The sequence below is a fragment of the Sphingomonas sp. genome (assembly GCF_039594485.1).
Lineage (GTDB): Bacteria > Pseudomonadota > Alphaproteobacteria > Sphingomonadales > Sphingomonadaceae > Sphingomonas.
In genome coordinates, this window is sequence record NZ_JBCNNI010000003.1 from 92,444 (window position 1) to 109,023 (window position 16,580).

At 64.2% G+C, this 16,580-nt stretch carries 9 protein-coding genes and 1 pseudogene; 5 read left to right on the plus strand and 5 right to left on the minus strand.

Annotated features, from left to right (window positions below; translation table 11 throughout):
- The first annotated feature begins 1 nt into the window (after window position 1).
- On the plus strand, window positions 2–1,081 hold the full coding sequence (locus tag ABDV78_RS02075) for a hybrid-cluster NAD(P)-dependent oxidoreductase (protein WP_343525528.1): 1,080 nt from the start codon (window positions 2–4) through the stop codon (window positions 1,079–1,081).
- Between the two features lie 179 nt (window positions 1,082–1,260).
- On the opposite strand, the pseudogene ABDV78_RS02080 reads toward ABDV78_RS02075, so the two are convergent.
- Window positions 1,261–1,356, minus strand: a pseudogene (locus ABDV78_RS02080) (Hsp70 family protein); the annotation flags it as partial.
- Between the two features lie 260 nt (window positions 1,357–1,616).
- Between ABDV78_RS02080 and ABDV78_RS02085 the strand changes: the two are divergent.
- The 4 genes from ABDV78_RS02085 to ABDV78_RS02100 all read left to right on the plus strand — a co-directional run bounded on the left by ABDV78_RS02085 (window position 1,617) and on the right by ABDV78_RS02100 (window position 6,744).
- Window positions 1,617–3,890 carry an FdhF/YdeP family oxidoreductase gene (locus ABDV78_RS02085; RefSeq protein ID WP_343525529.1) on the plus strand — a complete coding sequence of 758 codons (2,274 nt, stop codon included), beginning with the start codon at window positions 1,617–1,619 and terminating at the stop codon, window positions 3,888–3,890.
- 632 nt (window positions 3,891–4,522) lie between these two features.
- A complete protein-coding gene (locus ABDV78_RS02090; RefSeq protein ID WP_343525530.1) occupies window positions 4,523–5,095 on the plus strand; it encodes a DeoR/GlpR family DNA-binding transcription regulator in 573 nt (190 codons plus the stop codon).
- 35 nt (window positions 5,096–5,130) lie between these two features.
- Window positions 5,131–6,273 (plus strand): MFS transporter, encoded by a 1,143-nt coding sequence (locus tag ABDV78_RS02095; RefSeq protein WP_343525531.1) that lies wholly within the window; start codon window positions 5,131–5,133, stop codon window positions 6,271–6,273.
- Window positions 6,274–6,426: 153 nt separating this feature from the next.
- Window positions 6,427–6,744 carry a UrcA family protein gene (locus tag ABDV78_RS02100; RefSeq protein WP_343525532.1) on the plus strand — a complete coding sequence of 106 codons (318 nt, stop codon included), beginning with the start codon at window positions 6,427–6,429 and terminating at the stop codon, window positions 6,742–6,744.
- Between the two features lie 508 nt (window positions 6,745–7,252).
- Here the strand turns inward: ABDV78_RS02100 and ABDV78_RS02105 are convergent.
- The 4 genes from ABDV78_RS02105 to ABDV78_RS02120 form a co-directional block, all read right to left on the minus strand.
- Window positions 7,253–8,761 carry a tryptophan halogenase family protein gene (locus tag ABDV78_RS02105; protein ID WP_343525533.1) on the minus strand — a complete coding sequence of 503 codons (1,509 nt, stop codon included), beginning with the start codon at window positions 8,759–8,761 and terminating at the stop codon, window positions 7,253–7,255.
- Window positions 8,758–9,474: a DUF6445 family protein gene (locus tag ABDV78_RS02110; protein ID WP_343525534.1), complete on the minus strand. Its 717-nt coding sequence runs from the start codon at window positions 9,472–9,474 to the stop codon at window positions 8,758–8,760. Before ABDV78_RS02110 ends, ABDV78_RS02105 begins: the two co-directional genes overlap by 4 nt.
- Before the next feature lie 68 nt (window positions 9,475–9,542).
- Entirely contained in the window at window positions 9,543–12,383 is a 2,841-nt protein-coding gene (locus tag ABDV78_RS02115; RefSeq protein WP_343525535.1) for a TonB-dependent receptor, read from the minus strand.
- A gap of 553 nt (window positions 12,384–12,936) precedes the next feature.
- On the minus strand, window positions 12,937–16,545 hold the full coding sequence (locus ABDV78_RS02120) for a family 43 glycosylhydrolase (protein ID WP_343525536.1): 3,609 nt from the start codon (window positions 16,543–16,545) through the stop codon (window positions 12,937–12,939).
- Between the last annotated feature and the right edge of the window lie 35 nt (window positions 16,546–16,580).

Consider the following 16,580-nt stretch of genomic DNA (forward strand, 5'->3'; position numbering starts at 1 on the left):
AATGGCGGGTGGCCATCTCCATCTGGATGAAATGTCGCCATGGAGCGACCGGCTGCACCATCTGGAGGTGATCGGCATCGTCGACGAGGCGCCGGGGGTGAAGACCTTCACCTTTCGCTCCGACCGTGATTGCTGGTTCCGCTATCGCCCCGGCCAGTTCGTGACCCTGGAACTGCCGGCGGAGGGTGGTCCGCTGTTACGGACCTATACGCTGTCCTCCTCGCCCTCGCGCCCCTTCTCGATCGCGGTGACGGTGAAGGTGCAGGCGGAGAGCGTCGGCACCCGCTGGATGTTCCAGCATCTTCGGATCGGCGCGCGCATCCGCGCCTATGGCCCGACCGGGCATTTCACGCATGTCGCGCATCCGGGCCCGCGCTACCTGTTCGTGTCGGCGGGGTCGGGGATCACGCCGATGATGTCGATGCTGCGCTGGATGGCTGATTGCGCGCCCGACAGCGATGTCGCCTTTGTGACCATCGCACGGCGGCCCGAGGACATCATCTTCCGCCGTGAGCTGGAACTGCTCGACCGGCAGATGCCGAACCTGTCGCTGGCGATGATCGTCCGAGACAATCCGCCGGGCGATACATGGAGCGGGCATCGCGGCCGCCTGGACGCGGCACGGCTGGCGATGCTCGTGCCCGACATGGCGACGCGGGAGGTCTTCTGCTGCGGCCCGGACGCGTTCATGGCCCTGGTCGGGGACATTGTGCGCGACGCCGGGCTCGACATGGCCCACTATCATCAGGAAAGCTTTGGCGAGGCCCCGGCGAATGCGCCGAGCGAGCAGGTGCCGCCCACCCGGACCGACTTGGGCGAGGCGATCACGATCACCTTTGAGGCCTCCGGCGTCACCGCCACCTGCGAACCCGGCCAGACCGTGCTGGAAACCGCACGCCAGGCCGGTGTCCGCATCCCGGCCGCCTGCGAGTCGGGTCTTTGCGGGACATGCAAGATCATGAAGCGGTCGGGCCGGGTCCAGATGGAGCATAATGGCGGGATCCTCGACGATGAGATCGAGGAGGGCTATATTCTGGCGTGCTGCTCCCGGCCGAACGAGAATCTTCACGTCGACGCATGAGCGCGCCGGCAGGGTCTTCTTTTCGAAATCCTTCATCCGCAATGCCCGATCGGTCTTCGGGCAGGCCTTCTCCTTGGCTCGATTTGTTCTTCAGGACGAACTCGATCGGAGCGACGAACTCAACGGTCTCGCCCAAGACGTGCGCTGGATGTTCGGGCAGCGGCGGGGGGCGGTAGTGCGATGGCCTCACCATCCGCGGCAAAGGCGACCATGGAGGACGTCGTTCGACCACCTTCGGCATTTTCAATGACCCTGGCCTTGCCATGTTCGAGCATGGTGGGCCATGTTTGCGTCCTTCCGCATTCCGTCAACCGGATCGATGGTGCAGCCGGCAGAGTGCGTCGCCTTGGCGATCGTTAAGGCCCGGTCGGAGAAGCTTGCCCCGACATGCGCATGAAGATTTCGGGCAAGGTCGTGATGACCTCACAAGGGCGGCATTCTGGACGACGAGATTTAGGAGAGCTACATCCTCGCCTGCGCTTCGCGGCTGCTTGGCGTGGAGGAGGACGAAGCCTGATAGTGTGAAGGATTGAGGGTGACGGACGGACGCATCGACGGCGTAAAGGACTATGGGGGACCGGCGGGCGGCTGGGGCGCGTTGCGTGCCGTCGCAGGGGCGGTGCGTGCGCAGATGGCGGACGCGCGGGCGCTGCTGTCGGTCAACCAGCCTGACGGGTTCGACTGTCCGGGCTGCGCCTGGCCCGACCCGCGCGAAAGCTCGTCCTTCGAATTCTGTGAGAATGGCGCCAAGGCGGTGACCTGGGAAGCGACCGCCAAGCGGGTCGATCCCGATTTCTTTGCCCGCCATTCCGCCAGCGAGTTGTGGACATGGAGCGACCATGACCTGGAGGATGCGGGGCGGTTGACCGATCCGCTACGCTACAATCTGGCGACCGATCATTATGAGGTGATCGGCTATGACGAGGCGTTTCGTCTGGCGGGTGAGGCGCTCAACCGGCTCGATCACCCCGATCAGGCGGAATTCTATGCCTCGGGCCGCACCTCCAATGAGGCGGCGTTCCTGTGGCAGCTTTATGTGCGGGCGTTCGGGACCAACAATTTCCCCGACTGTTCGAACATGTGCCATGAGGCGACAAGCACAGGGCTGCCCCAGTCGATCGGCATCGGCAAGGGCACGGTGACGCTCGAGGATTTCGAACAGGCCGATGCGATCTTCTGCATCGGGCACAATCCCGGCACCAACCATCCGCGCATGTTGTCGTCGCTGCGCGATGCGGCGAAGCGCGGCGCGGCGATCATCGTCGCCAATCCGATGAAGGAACGCGGGCTGGAGCGGTTCCAGTCGCCCCAGCATGTCGGCGACATGGTGCGACCCGGCGGCGTGCCGCTCGCCTCGGCCTATCATCAGGTGCGGGTCGGCGGTGACATGGCGATGCTGAAGGGCATGATGAAGGCGCTGTTCGCTATGGATGCCGCCGATCTGGCGGCGGGCGGGGCAGGGGTGCTCGACCGCGCGTTCATCGCCGAGCACACCACCGGCTTCGACGCGTTGGCCGCCGATATCGCCGCGACCGACTGGGCGGAGATCGAACGCCGCTCCGGCCTGCCGCGCGGCGAGATCGAGAGCATGGCGGATATCTATGCGCGGGCCGAGCGGGTGATCATCTGCTATGGCATGGGCATCACCCAGCATCGCCATGGCACGCGCAACGTGCAGCAGATCGCCAACCTGCTGCTCCTGCGCGGCAATTTCGGGCGTCCGGGCGCGGGCATCTGTCCTCTGCGGGGGCACAGCAATGTGCAGGGCGACCGGACCGTCGGCATCACCGAACTGCCGACCGAGGCGTTCCTCGCACGGCTGGACAAGGCCTTCGGCATCCGCAGCCCGCGCCGTCATGGCCATAATGCGGTCGAGGCACTGAAGGCGATGCGCGATGGGCGCTCGCGCGCGATCCTGTCGCTGGGCGGCAACCTGGCGGTGGCGATGCCCGACCCCGAGGCGTGTTTCTCGGCGTTCCGCAAGATGGACCTGTCCGTCACCATCGTCACCAAGTTCAACCGGACCTGCCTGCTCCAGGCGAAGGAAACGCTGGTCATCCCCTGCTTGGGGCGCACCGAGCAGGACATGCAGGCAAGCGGCGCGCAGTTCGTGACGGTCGAGGACTCCATGTCGATGGTCCATGCCTCACGCGGGCGGTTGAAGCCTGCGGCGGAGGGTCTGCTGTCCGAACCCGCGATCGTAGCGGGGCTGGCCGTGGCGACGCTGGGCGAGGCTGAAATAGACTGGGGCGCGATGGTCGCTGATTACGACCGCATCCGCGACAAGATCGCGGAGGTGTTTCCCGACTTTGCGGACTTCAACGCGCGGGTCCGGCAGAAGCATGGCTTTCGTCTGACCGTTGGGCCCTCGAACCGCGTCTGGAACACGTCGGATGGGAAGGCGCATTTCATCGTCCATCCCGATACCGATGGCGCTGGCGGCAATGCCGATGCGCCTCTCGTCCTGACGACGATACGGAGCCATGATCAGTACAACACGACCATCTACGGCCAGAATGACCGCTATCGTGGCATCACGGGAAGGCGGGACGTGGTCTTCGTCAATGCCGATGACCTTGCCGAAGCCGGACTGCAACATGGCGACATGGTCGATGTCGTAGCCGGGCCGGATCGGATCCTCGCCAGACAGGTCGCGGTTGCGCATAGCATCGCACGCGGATCGGTCGCGGCTTATTATCCCGAGGCAAATCACCTGATCGCGCTGGAAGATCACGATAGGGACAGTGGCACGCCGGCCTATAAATCGGTGCCGGTTACGTTACGCCGCGCGGTATCCGCCAATCCATGATCGCCCCTGCGGCTCTCGCCGCATGGCTGAAGCCGCTCATACGACGCCACTTGCGGGGAAAAGAGAAAAATCCGCGCGGGGCCGGATATATCGGTCCGTTCCTCGTAAACTCCGCCGCGGGCGTTTGCCCGCATCGTCGTGTTCGTCACCATTGTCGGTCAGCGGTGCAACAAGGCAGAATAGGACGCGGGCGCGGGGTGCCCCGATGAAGCGCTTTTCAAGCCGTTTCGCCATGGCGAGCGTGGCGTAATGCTGAACGTCTTCGGCCGATCCGTCCGAGCCATGTCAGGACCGTGGTGGCAATAAACCCGCTGCCATCATGCTCTTGGAACAGCGCGGCCAGATTGCAGAGGTGGCGGGGGCCAATGTCGCGTTTGTGCACGATGTGATCGAATGAATCTTGATTGTGCATGATTTGATGCTAGATGGCGGGAATGACATCAGGCCTCCCCTCCAATCGCCGCGATGCGATTCTAGCACGGCTTTCGGCCGGCGAGCCGGTCCGGTCCGGTGCGCTGGCCGAAGAGTTCGGCCTGTCCGAAGACGCAATTCGGCGGGACTTGCGAAGCCTCGCTGCAGAAGGGCTTTGTCGGCGCGTCTATGGCGGGGCGTTGCCGCTCAGTCAGGGTTTGGTGCCTATCGCACAGCGGTTCGAAGAGGGTGTGTCGCGCAAGCGTGCGCTGGCGAGCATGGCCGTCGCATCGATCGAGAAAGGCAGCACGGTCTTCCTCGACAATGGCAGTACAAATCTTGCCGTGGCCGAGAGGCTTCCGCAGGGCTATGATCTTTTGGTTGCGACCGGATCAATCGCGATCGCGGCGTTGCTTCAAAAGCGCGATGATATCGATCTCATGATGATCGGGGGCGCGGTCGACCGCGTGATTGGCGGGGCGATTGACGGCACCGCTTTGAAGGCGGTCGCCCGGCTCAACATCGACCTGTGCGTGCTCGGTGCCTGTGCGCTCTCCGCCCGGGGCGGGCTCAGCGCGTTCGAGACGGCTGACGCAGACTTCAAACGGGCGTTGCTCGCGCGCAGCAGCGGGGCGATCGTGCTCGCGACCAACGAAAAGCTGGGTCTGTGTGCGCCCCAGCGTATCGCGCCCGTCGATGCCGTCGATCGGATCATCGTCGAGCATGACGCTTCCCCTGATGCGGAGCGTGAACTGGCGAGCGCCGGCGCGACCATCATTCGCGCCAGGGTCTAGGCCGCGCATCGATCCCAATCTCCGGAGCCATCATCATGTCCCAGTCCGGCGCCGCATCGCATCTCGCCACCCGGCTCGCCTTTCTCGTTTCCGGATTTGGCCTGGCCTGTTGGGCGCCGCTGGTTCCGCTCGCCAAGGAAAGGCTGATGATCGATGACGCGGCGCTTGGCCTGTTGTTGCTGTGTCTCGGCCTCGGATCGATTGGCGCGATGCAGTTGGCGGGTCCCTTGACCTCGAAATTCGGCGCGCGGCCGGCGATCCTGGTCGGTGGCGTCGGGCAGTCGTTGCTGTTGCCGCTCCTTGCCTTTGCCCCGACCGTGCCGACGATGGCCGTTGCCCTGCTGCTTTTCGGTGGATTTCTCGGTGTCATCGAAGTCGGCATGAACGTGCATGCGGTCGAGGTGGAGAAGCGTGCCGGCCGGCCACTCATGTCCAGCTTCCACGGACTGTTCAGTGTCGGCGGCTTCATCGGTTCGACGTTGCTGACCATCGTCCTGTCCAGCAAGGTCAGTCCGGTCGCGGGCGCGATCGTCGCGTCGGCGCTGATGATCGCGGCGCTGGCCATCGCCTCACCGAGGCTGATCGCAACGCCCCAGGCCAGCGAAGTCCCATTGTTCGTATTGCCTCGCGGGATTGTCGTCGTTCTGGCCGGCCTCGCCGCGATCACCTTTCTCGCCGAAGGCGCGATGCTCGACTGGGGCGCGCTGCTGCTGAGCGGCAAGGGGCTGCTGCCCGTCACGCAGGCGGGGCTGGGCTACAGCGTGTTCGCCGTCGCGATGACCGTTGGGCGGCTGACCGGGGATGCCGTGGTCGCGAGGCTGGGCGATCGGCGTACAATGGCGTGGGGCGGCTTGCTCGCCGTCATCGGCTATGCCGTCATGCTGACGGCTTCGGTCGCGCCGCTCGCGTTGTTGGGGTTCCTGTTGATCGGTTTCGGTGCCTCGAACACCGTCCCCGTCCTGTTCCGCCAGGCCGGCGCGCAGACCGTAATGCCCAGCGGCCTGGCGATCGCTGCCGTCACGACGGTCGGCTATGCCGGTATCCTCGCCGGGCCTGCTGGAATCGGCTTCGTCGCCCAAGGGATCGGCCTCAACGGGGCCTTCTGGTTGCTGACGGTGCTTCTCTGCCTGGTGCCGCTATGCGCGCGCGCCGCCACCTCTTCCAGAGCAAAGCAATAACCCTTCCCGACATAGGGTTTTCTCCACCACTAGGCCGGTATCACCTAGCCATCGTACTGCTCATGTGACCAATACAGTTTTGTAAAACCGTCCCGATCTGTCTCTGGCATGGTCAGCAGCTTTGTGTGCAACAGGCCTCCCATGGAGGTCGTTATGAAGAACCGCATTGTTTTGACTGTCTCGTTGCTAATCCTCTCCGCGCCCTGCGTGGCGCAGGAAGTGAAGATCGGCCCAGATCGCTACGCCGTTGCCCTCCGGCGCACCGAGCTTCAGTCGAACACCCCGGCAGCAGCGCGGCGGTCGCTCGCCCGGATCGACCGGGCGGTGATGGCGATCTGCGGGGCGTCTAACGTCAGCCTATCGGAGGCGAAGTGGGCCATCCGCCACTCCTCCTGCTGGCGTGAGGGCATGAACGACGCTCTTCGCCAGATAGGCGATCCATACCTGTCGCGCGCCTGGCAGGACCAGTGAGGAAAGGGAAAATTCCGTGGCTGGCTCCGGTAAGCGACGATCTACTGGCTGCACGAAGGTTCACGATCTGATCGCCAGCCAGGCCCATGTCGCGATCAAGGCTGCCGATGCCTTCCACACCCAAGCCGCCCGTTCGAACGAGACGTGGCCTAGCGACTTCGATCAGCGGCGACTTCCTTGCATCCTTGCCTTGAGCGCGTCGGCATAGGCCTAGTGATGACGGCCATTATGGATCGTCCTCGTTAGGCGATCTATCCTGGCTCCAGCACGGCGGCGGCATAGGGGAGGGGCGGCAGGCCGAGGGCTGCAGGCGCGACCTGAGCGGGGCCGGTGTCGCGACGCACAGTGCGACGACACCGAGCTTGGTGTTTCAGAGCATGATTTTCGCTTTCTTACTGACGATAGCCCACCCGGTCGGTCGCGTATGACCGAACATCGATATAGGGCATGGCGCGCGCCGGCGGGCGCGGCTGTACCCCGGAGGGGTCTGCCGGGTGTTCTGCTCGGATCAGTTCCGCGCGGAGCAGTGGCGTGCGATGAAGTCTGCATGGGCGGGCATGTGCCCGGGCGCGGCCTGCGTCACCGCCGCGATCCGTTCCAGCCGCGCGCGTAGTTCGTCCATTGGCATACCCTTTGCCAGCGGATCATGGCCGCTGGCGACCAGCCCCTGTCCGTCCATCACCGCCAGCCAACTGGTCTTGGTGAACAGCTCGTCCGCTTCGCGATAGACGCGACCCGTGCGGGCGTAGATCGCCAGCCGCTCGGCCAGTGTGTCGGGAATGTCCATGTTCGCCAGTTCGCACCAATAGGCGGTGTCGCGTCGCTCGGTCACATGGAAATGCAGAATCAGGAAGTCGCGGACGCTGTCGAACTCCGCCGCCATCAGCCGGTTGTAGCGGCGGGTGTCCGCTGGCTCGAACGCCTGGGTGGGCAGCATCTCCAGCAGGCGCGCGATCCCCGCCTGGATCAGGTGGATGCTGGTCGACTCCAACGGCTCCAGAAAGCCTCCGGCCAATCCCAAGGCGATGCAGTTGCCGATCCAGAACCGGTCGCGCCGTCCGGTGCGGAAACGCAGCGGACGCGGATCGGTCAGCGGCACGCCGTCGAGATGGGTCAGCAGCGTCGCGACGGCCTCGTCATCGGACAGATGACGACTGGCATAGACCAGGCCATTGCCGGTGCGATGCTGAAGTGGGATGCGCCATTGCCACCCAGCACCGTGTGCGGTCGAGCGGGTGAAGGGTGTCGGTGGCCCGACATTGGCGGTGGGCACCGCGACCGCCCGGTCATTGGGGAGCCAATGACCCCAATCCTCGAACCCGGCACCCATTGCGTCCTCGATCAGCAGGCCGCGGAAGCCCGAACAGTCGATGAAGAGGTCGGCGGCGATCCGGCGGCCATCGGTCAGGACCACCGCCTCGATAAAGTCACGCGGTCCAGCGCGCTGGACCGAGACGACGCGGCCCTCCTCGCGGTGAACGCCGGCGGCCTCGGCATGGCCACGCAGGAAACGAGCATAGAGCGCTGCGTCGAAGTGAAAGGCATAGCCGATATGCGCGAGCGGTGTGTTGCCCGGCTGGGGCCGCATGAACCGCCCCGCCCGCGCGGCGGACGCACAGATCGAGTAGGCCTCGAGCGGTAGCGCCTCGCCTGCTAGCCGCAGTCGCTGCCACATCGCCTCGAAAGGGATGGCGCCCTTGTCGATGCCGTAGACGCCAAAGGGATGGAAATAGCGATGGCCGTGGCGCCGCCAGTCGACGAACTCGATCCCCAGCTTGAACGTGCCCTTTGTCGCGCGGACAAAGTCGTCTTCGTCGATGCCGAGCAGTGCGTTGAACGCCTGGATCGGCGGGATGGTCGCCTCGCCGACGCCGACTGTGCCGATCTCCTCGGATTCGACAAGGGTGATCGCCGGGCCGTGCGGTCCCAGCACGCGGGCGAGCGCGGCCGCCGCCATCCACCCGGCGGTACCCCCACCGATGATCGCGATCCGGTCGATCGGCGCGTTGTCGCTCATGCCGCAAGCCGGCATTGCAGGAACAGATTGCCGGTCAGCCGCCCCGATCTGGGATCCGCAGCCTGAGCGGGAAGGCGGGTGATCCACCCGGAATGCAGCAGGTTCGCGCGGTAGAGGAGCAGCCGGTCGGGCCGAGCGGCGATAACGTCGATCACCTCGAATGCGGCGTCGCCATCGGTGCAGTAGCCGGCGGACGGTGGCGGATCGCTCAGGCGTGCCGCATGGTATTGCGACAGGCGTTCGGCATCCAATGTCTCAAAGCCGGTGGCGCGATGCCGGAAAAAGGCGGTGCCGTCTTCATTGTTGGCGGACAGGAAATGGACGGTGGCGAATTGCAGCGCGTCGGCGGTGTCGACATGCGGCACGCGTTGCTCCTCACGGAGGGAACTGGGATCGGCTGTGACCAAGGAAAAATTGCCCCGCGCGCGGACCGGATGCACGGGTACGCCGGTAAAATATCTCGCGATCAGTGGCAGGACGCGGCGCACCATCGCACCGACATAGGCCACCGGCGCAGGACCAAGCAGCCCAGGATAGCCGCTATCCACCCGGCTGGCGGGGACGAAGGCGGATCGCGTCGCGGCGAAATCGCGCAGGTGCTCCACCCATCCGGTCGCACCGTCCAGGATAACGACCGGCTCGCGCTCATGGCCGATATGATGGACGGTCGGGACGGCATCGGCCGAAAATTCCAGCGCGGGCGCCGTGACCATGATTTTTCCTATCCCTGACGAAAAATGCCAGCATGGTCCGATAGTCAGACCATGCTGGCAGGCGGGGATCAATAGGTCGCGCGGAGCGACAGACCAAAGCGGCGATCGTTCAGCTGATACTGAAGCGGTTGGCCCATGGTGCCGATATACGTGACATTCATGCGGTTGGTCAGGTTCACCGCATCGGCGGAGACGGCAATGTGGCGGTTCAGATTGACGCTGACCGAAGCATCGAGCGACGCATAGGGCTTGGCATATTGCGGCTGGTTTGTGCCTGCGCCGAACGTCTGGTCGAGATAGCTTGACCGCCAGTTATAGGCGAGGCGCCCGGTGAACGGACCCTTTTCGTACAGGCCTATCAAATTGTAGTTGTGCTTGGACAGCTTCTCCAGCGGCAACTGGGTGTTGCCCGATCCCGCGACCGCGAACGGATTGGTGACGTTCGAGTCGACATAGGTGTAGTTCGCCTGCACGCCAAAGCCGCTGAGCAGACCCGGCAGGAAGTCGAAGAACTGCTGATAGCCGATCTCTGCCCCCTTGACCGTACCCTTGCCCGAGTTCAGCACGGTGTTGACGTCATAGGCGCGACCCTGGAAATTCTGGACGATCACGCCGCTGGCCAGGAAACCATCGACCTTCTTGTAGAACAACCCGCCGGTCAGCGATCCGGTTGGCGCGAAATACCATTCCGCCGTCAGGTCGAAATTGTTCGAGGAAATCGGCCGCAGGCGCGGATTGCCTGAATTGGCGCTGGGACGGCCGGTGATAGGATTGATCTGATTGGGGTTGTTCAGTGTCAGGTTGGTCGACAGTTGATCAAAGTTCGGCCGCGCCAGCCCTTTCGAATAGGCGAAGCGCATCTGGAATTCGTCGGTGATGCGCGCCCGCAAGTTCACGCTGGGCAGAGCGCGGGTATAGCTGTTCTGGATCGAGAGCGGCGAACTGGTCCCGTTGGAATTGAACTGGGTGCCGAACGAGGTCAGGTCGGTCTTGACCAGTCGGACACCGATGCCGCCATCGAAGCGTACGCCGTCACCCTCGAATGCGTAATCGACCATGCCCCAGGCGGTATAGGTCTTCTCTGTCTGCGAGTTGAGATCGCCTGGCGTGAAGGCATCCTTCGTCTTAGCGCCGAACAGGGCATAGAGCGCCTTGGTCTGCGCCCAGACCCCGTCGCCAGCGGGAAAGGCGGGATAGAGGAAACCGCCGGTCACGCTGCGTCCGTCGAAGAAGTTCTTGGATGGTCCCGGCATCGCCAACTGGGGATTGCGGCTGAGCGGGATCAGCGGGGTGCCGTCCTTGGCCGAACAGGACGGATCCGGGCCGGTCGCATAGAGGCAGATGCCATTCCAAGTGCCCCGCAGATTAATCGAATTGTCGGAATAGCGCGCGCCCCCGCGCAGTTTCTGCAGGAAGCCGCCTTCCAGATCATATTCGATGTCATAGGCCAGCGCGAGCGTGTCCGCGTCGTTGCGTTGAAGCGCGTCGGCGATGAACGGTGTGCTGTAATTTGCCGGATTGCTGAGCAGTGCCTTGTCACGGACGTCCCATTGCGGGCGGCTGCCGCGCAGGTCGAAATCGATGATCGACGCATGCGGCGATCCGGTGGGCGTGTTCTGTCCGGCCGCGGTAAACAGCGACAGGACATGGCCGTTGCGGTCGGCATTGTAATAACTTTTCAGATACTGGGCATCGAAATGAACCTTGGCACGGTCCGTTGCCTGCCATTCGGCAGCCAGGGTGAAGTTCTGGCTCTGGCTCCACAGCTCTTGGTCGAATCGGCCGGTTTCAAAATTCTGCCCGCGCAGTGAGCCGGAGGTCGCATAGCCTTCCTTGTTGAAGGTGAAGGTTGATCCGGGCAGCGGATCGGACACGCTCCCGCCATTGACCGTGTAATAATAGGCACCGCGCCGGTTGAACCAGTATTTGGCAAGCTGATACTGGCCGGTGATCAGCAGATTGTCGGCTGCCTGCCATTGCACCGCGCTAGCAATGCCCAGGCGCCGGCGATCGCCCAGGTCGTCATAGACCTGCATACCCATCGGCGCCTTGGCATTGGCGGGCGCGCCCGAAATGCTGCCGGCCGGGATCGGTTGCTGCGGGTTGGCGAGGATGCCGTCCTGGCGGTAATGCGCGGTCGAATAGACGGCGTTGAACAGGATGCCGATCTCGCCGATGCCGGTATCGAAGCGATTGCTGTACAGGCCCGAGGCCGAATAACCGAACTTGTCGACGCGGTCATAATAATTGCCGCGCAGCGTGCCGCTGATCGTCTGGCCTGCCTGGTCGAAGGGCAGGCGAGTGCGCAGGTTGACTGCCGCGCCGACGCCGCCCTCGATGATATTGGCGGGCGCGTTCTTGTAGACGTCGATGCCACCGAGCAACTCGGGCGGAATCCCCTCCAGGTCGAAGGCACGGCCGCCCGATGCCGAATAGATGGCGCGGCCGTCGAGGAAGTTCTGCACCTGGGTCAGGCCGCGCACTGTGATGGCGGGTGACGTGCGGTGATCGAAGTCGGTCGCGCCCTCGCCGTAGCGGCGCTGGATCTGGACGCCGGTGATGCGTTGCAATGCCTCGGTCGTGTTGGCGTCGGGCAGCTTGCCGATATCCTGCGCCTGCACCGAATCGATGATCTGATTGGCGTTGCGCTTCAGCGCCTGTGCCGAGCGCAGCGCCTCGCGCACGCCGGTGACGACGATGTCCTGATCCGAAGCATCCTGCTCGGCGACCTGCGAGGCGTTCAGCGCGCCGGTCGGCTGGCTGGCGTTTCGGCCCTGCTCCACCCGAAGTTCGGCGCCGCGCTTCGGTGGTACAACGGCGGTTTGTGCGTTGGCGATGCTATGAATACCACCGGTCGCGATTGCAACGATGGACGCGCCAAACAGCCAGCGCGATGCAATATCTCGCATATATCCTCCCCCCAATGTTCGTCCGCTATGATGCGGCTCGCAACCTACATGGCACAAACCCAAATGACTGACAAATGAAATTGAACCTGATCGATACGACTTTCGCGCTCAAAGCAATGCTTTGATTTCATGTGAAAATTTGAATGTCACACAAGGCCGCTTATGTGTGCCGATCCAAGGTGCTCTAGCAAAAATGGAAAATTATGTATTATATTACAGATGGTTGAGTGGATATTTTGTTTGCCAATCTCGCTTGGCGGAAAAATGTGCATATCAATAGCGCCTATGTGTTTCTGGGCTTTCCAGACTCCTGATTTCGGGCTTAGAATCCCTCTGGAGGCTTGATCGAGCGGCTTCCGCAATGGCCGCGGTAGGGGCATCAAGTCCGACAAGTAGTGCTGCTGCAAGCGTATCCTTACCATCGCGGTGGCGAGGTGTACCAAACCGGACAAATAAGGGCGGGCGGCCATGGCGTATCGCGCGATGTGCACCATCTGGTGCGCACCTCTCGATCGCCTTCAGCCGCATTGGGCATCCTGAAAGTCGGTCCGGGTTAGAGAATCGTCACGGCCATGGTGACCCGGCGATGGGCTGGCACGACTTCCTCGTCGCGGGTCATGTCGAGCAGGGGGCGGCCATCGGCGGCCCAATGGATGCGACGCACCCGCGCGTCACGTCCGTCGCCGCCGACGCCGTCGCCCCAGCTGTGATAGACGTACAGCATATTGCCGTCCTCGTCCGTGGTGAACGCGCCGTGCCCCGGCCCCTGTTCGTAGCGGCGGTAATCCGTGACCCCGGTCGGCATCGGCATGCTCTTCTGAAGTGGGGCCGTCCATTTTCGCCAGGATGCGATCTGGGTCAGGTCGGCGTCGAGCGGGGCGGAGATGCCGTTGACGACATAGGTCGGGCTCACCCCCGAACTGGAATAGACGAGCGTCAGTCGGCCGCCATGGGTGAGGGCGAAGGCCCCCTCGGCGAGATTTTCCTCCACCGAGGTCTGGGGGATGATGATCGGTGACGGTGTACCGGCAAGCCGCGTCGGATGCGCCGGATCGATCTTCGCGATCCATGTCAACGGATCCCCGATCGGGCCCGAAGTCCCCAGATAGCGTTGCGACCAGATATAATAGGACTGATCGCCGACCGTGAAGAAGGACATGTCGAGGCTGATGTTCGCGGGCATCTCCGCGCGACCGAGCGGGCTGCCGTCGGTCTTGCGGATCGCGGCCGGCCGCGACCAGTCTGCGGGGTTTGCCGGATCGCCCCCGTCGCGGAGCTGGATGATGTGCGCGGCGACGGTGGACCAGTCCCCGCCCTGGTTCGACTGATCGTCCTGCGGATTGAAGCAAGGCGCGAACAGGATCGAGAGCTTGCCGCCGATCTCATGGATTTCGGGTGCCCAGTAGCAGCCGGCGATCACCCGACCCTCCGCCGTCCGGTCGCGGCGGGTCAGACGGTTGAGCAGATCGACCTCACGCGCCTTTCCACCATTCTCATCGGCGAGATCGGTGATCCGCTCGGCCACGCGGATCGGCAGATGCGCAGACCCGACATTGTCGTTGTTCGTGTCGTCGGTCGCGGCAAAGAGATAGCGGACCCGGCCGCCCTGTTCCCATCGATAGATGTCGGGATCGGCGCGGTTATAGGCAAAGATTTCTGGGTAATCCCGCTGTCTCACCGTCCCGTGGACCAGATACCGGCCGGGCCGGCCCAGCCGCGCGAGGTCGGCGGCATCCCAGTCGACCGCGCGGGTGGCGGTGGAGCCGTCGGAATAGCCCAGCGTCACCCGTACCGCGTTCAACCCGGCGACCTTGGCGGCGGCGATCGTCTGCGTCGGTACGCTGGCCGTGACGTTGACGATGCGGTCGAAACGGTTGGTGAGCGCGCTCGCCGCACTGGCGGAGATCGCCAATGTCGCGGTATCGGTGGTCGTCACGACGCCGGATCGAGGCTCGCCGACATTGCCGACCAGCGCGATCCGCTGGCGGCGGCCTCCGGCCTGCGCCGGCCGGGACGTGTCATCGTCTTCCGTTCGCGCGAGGTCCGTGACGAGCGTCCAGCGCGGTCGATCGGCGCGATCGGTCCATGACACGACATAACGGCGGCTCGCACTGTCCCACACCGCGCGCGGGTGCGCCACTCCCTCGCTCGTGCGCAGGTCGAGCGTGCCCAGTTCGACGAAGTCGGCAGGGTGGCGGGGATCGCTGCGAAACACGAGCGTCGCGGTGGCGGCCGGGTCGGGCACACCGTTCATGTCAACACGCGTCGCGATGATGCCCAGCGCTCCGTCGGCAAAATAGAAGAGCGACGGGTCGGCGACGCCGCGTAGCGCGACCCGGTCGACCCCGATGTCATCACTGCGAGCGAACAGGACGCCGTAATTGCCGTTCAGCGGGCGAAGCCGACCATTGGTATCACGCAGCCCCAGATGGACGCTGCGCGCGACCGCCGGCTGGTTCGCATCGTGCGCGTTTGTAGGCGTGCGTGCATAGGCCTCCAGACGGCGCACGCCGCTGCCGAGCAGCCGGACCTCGAAGTCTTTGGTGAGCGTGGTTCCATCCGGGTGGCTTAGCCGACCTTCGAGATGAACCAGACGCTCGCCCGTCTGCGTATTGGTGAGCATACCGTCGCGCAGGGGCTTCCCGTCGGCGCGCCAGGCAGCGGTGAACCCAGCCGGAACCGGCAGATTTGTGCCCGGTGCGAGAACCGGTGGGACGACCCAGGTTTCGGCGACGGTGGAGGGGCCGGTCGCGGGGCGGCCCCAGCGCGCGACGAGCCGACGCCGCTCGGCCTCGGTAATCGCCAATACCGTCCCATGGCGCGGCGATGGCGGAAGGTGGAAATCGCGCGGGTAGGTCCAGGTGATCTTGCCGTCCAGCGCGTTGGTCGCCAGGGGGATATAGCCGACGCCGCCATAATCATCGACCCACAGGAAATATTTGAACCCGCTACGGTCGCCGGGATTTGCGACGAATGCTGTCGGCCCCTCCACTTCGGGCGTACCCGTGCGGCGACCGATGCATCGATCGATGATCTTCCACTGGCCCGAGGCGCCATCGGCCCGCAGCGACGGAGACACCTGCGCCAGGATATCGCTCGATGGGCAGCCGCTGGCATCGCTGATCTTGGTGAAGCGGTAATAGCGATCACCATGCTTCATCACGGTCGCATCGATCATTCCCTTCGACCGGACCGCTCCCGGCACGTCGGCGGCCTTGAACCAGGGCTTAGGCGTGGTGAAGACGCGGAAGTCGCGGGTGATGGCGCTCAAGATCTGCGGACCTTCGCCATCCTCGACCTTGTGCGCCCCGTCCTTGTAGAGGGTCGACGTCCAGTACACGACATAGGCGCCGATCGTCGGATCGTAGCTTGCCTCCGGCGCCCAGGTCATTCCCGCGGCGGGCAGGTTGACGCGGACATGGCGCTGCTGTCCCCAATGGATCAGGTCGGTCGATTCCCAGATTTCGAGATAGTGGCTGCCCTGGCTGGTCGAATCGCCCCAGCCGGTGCGGCCGACCGACAGGTCGGTGGCGAGCAGGAAGAAGCGATCGCCCTCCGCCGAGCGCATGATGAACGGATCGCGGAGCCCGCGCGTGCCCTCGGTCGATTGCAGCACGGGTTGTCCGTCGTTCAACGTCTTCCATTGCAGGGCGTTGTTGCCGTCGGACACCGCAAAGCGCAGCTTTTCGCCCTCGATCGTATTCTCGGTGAAATAGACGAAGAGATAGGCCGCGTTCGGCGTCGACGGGGCGGGCGCGCCCTTGACGACGACGGGGATCGGCACCCTGAAGGGACGACGGCCGGGCATGGCAACGGTCGCCGTCAACCGCACCTTGCGGTCCGTGGCGCCACGGGTGACCTTGCCCTTGCGCAGGACATCCGCTCCGATCCCCCGGTCGGTATCGGTCATCGTCGCCGTGTCCGACGAATGCCAGCCGATCCGCGCCATGGGGAGGGGCTGTCCTCCGACCGATGGGCCGAGTTCGGCCGTCGTCTCTGGCAAGGTGATGTTGCCGCGGATCGGGGCCGTGAATGCGGGATTCTCGCGCAACGCACGCGCGATCGCCTCCGCTTGCGGATCCGCCTCGGGCACTGCTCCGCTCAGGGCGACGGCCGCGATGGGCGTGAGCAGGATGTGCAGATATCGAACCAGGCCGTCCATTCGTCTTTTCCTGCTCATGCAGCGCCCCGTGCCCC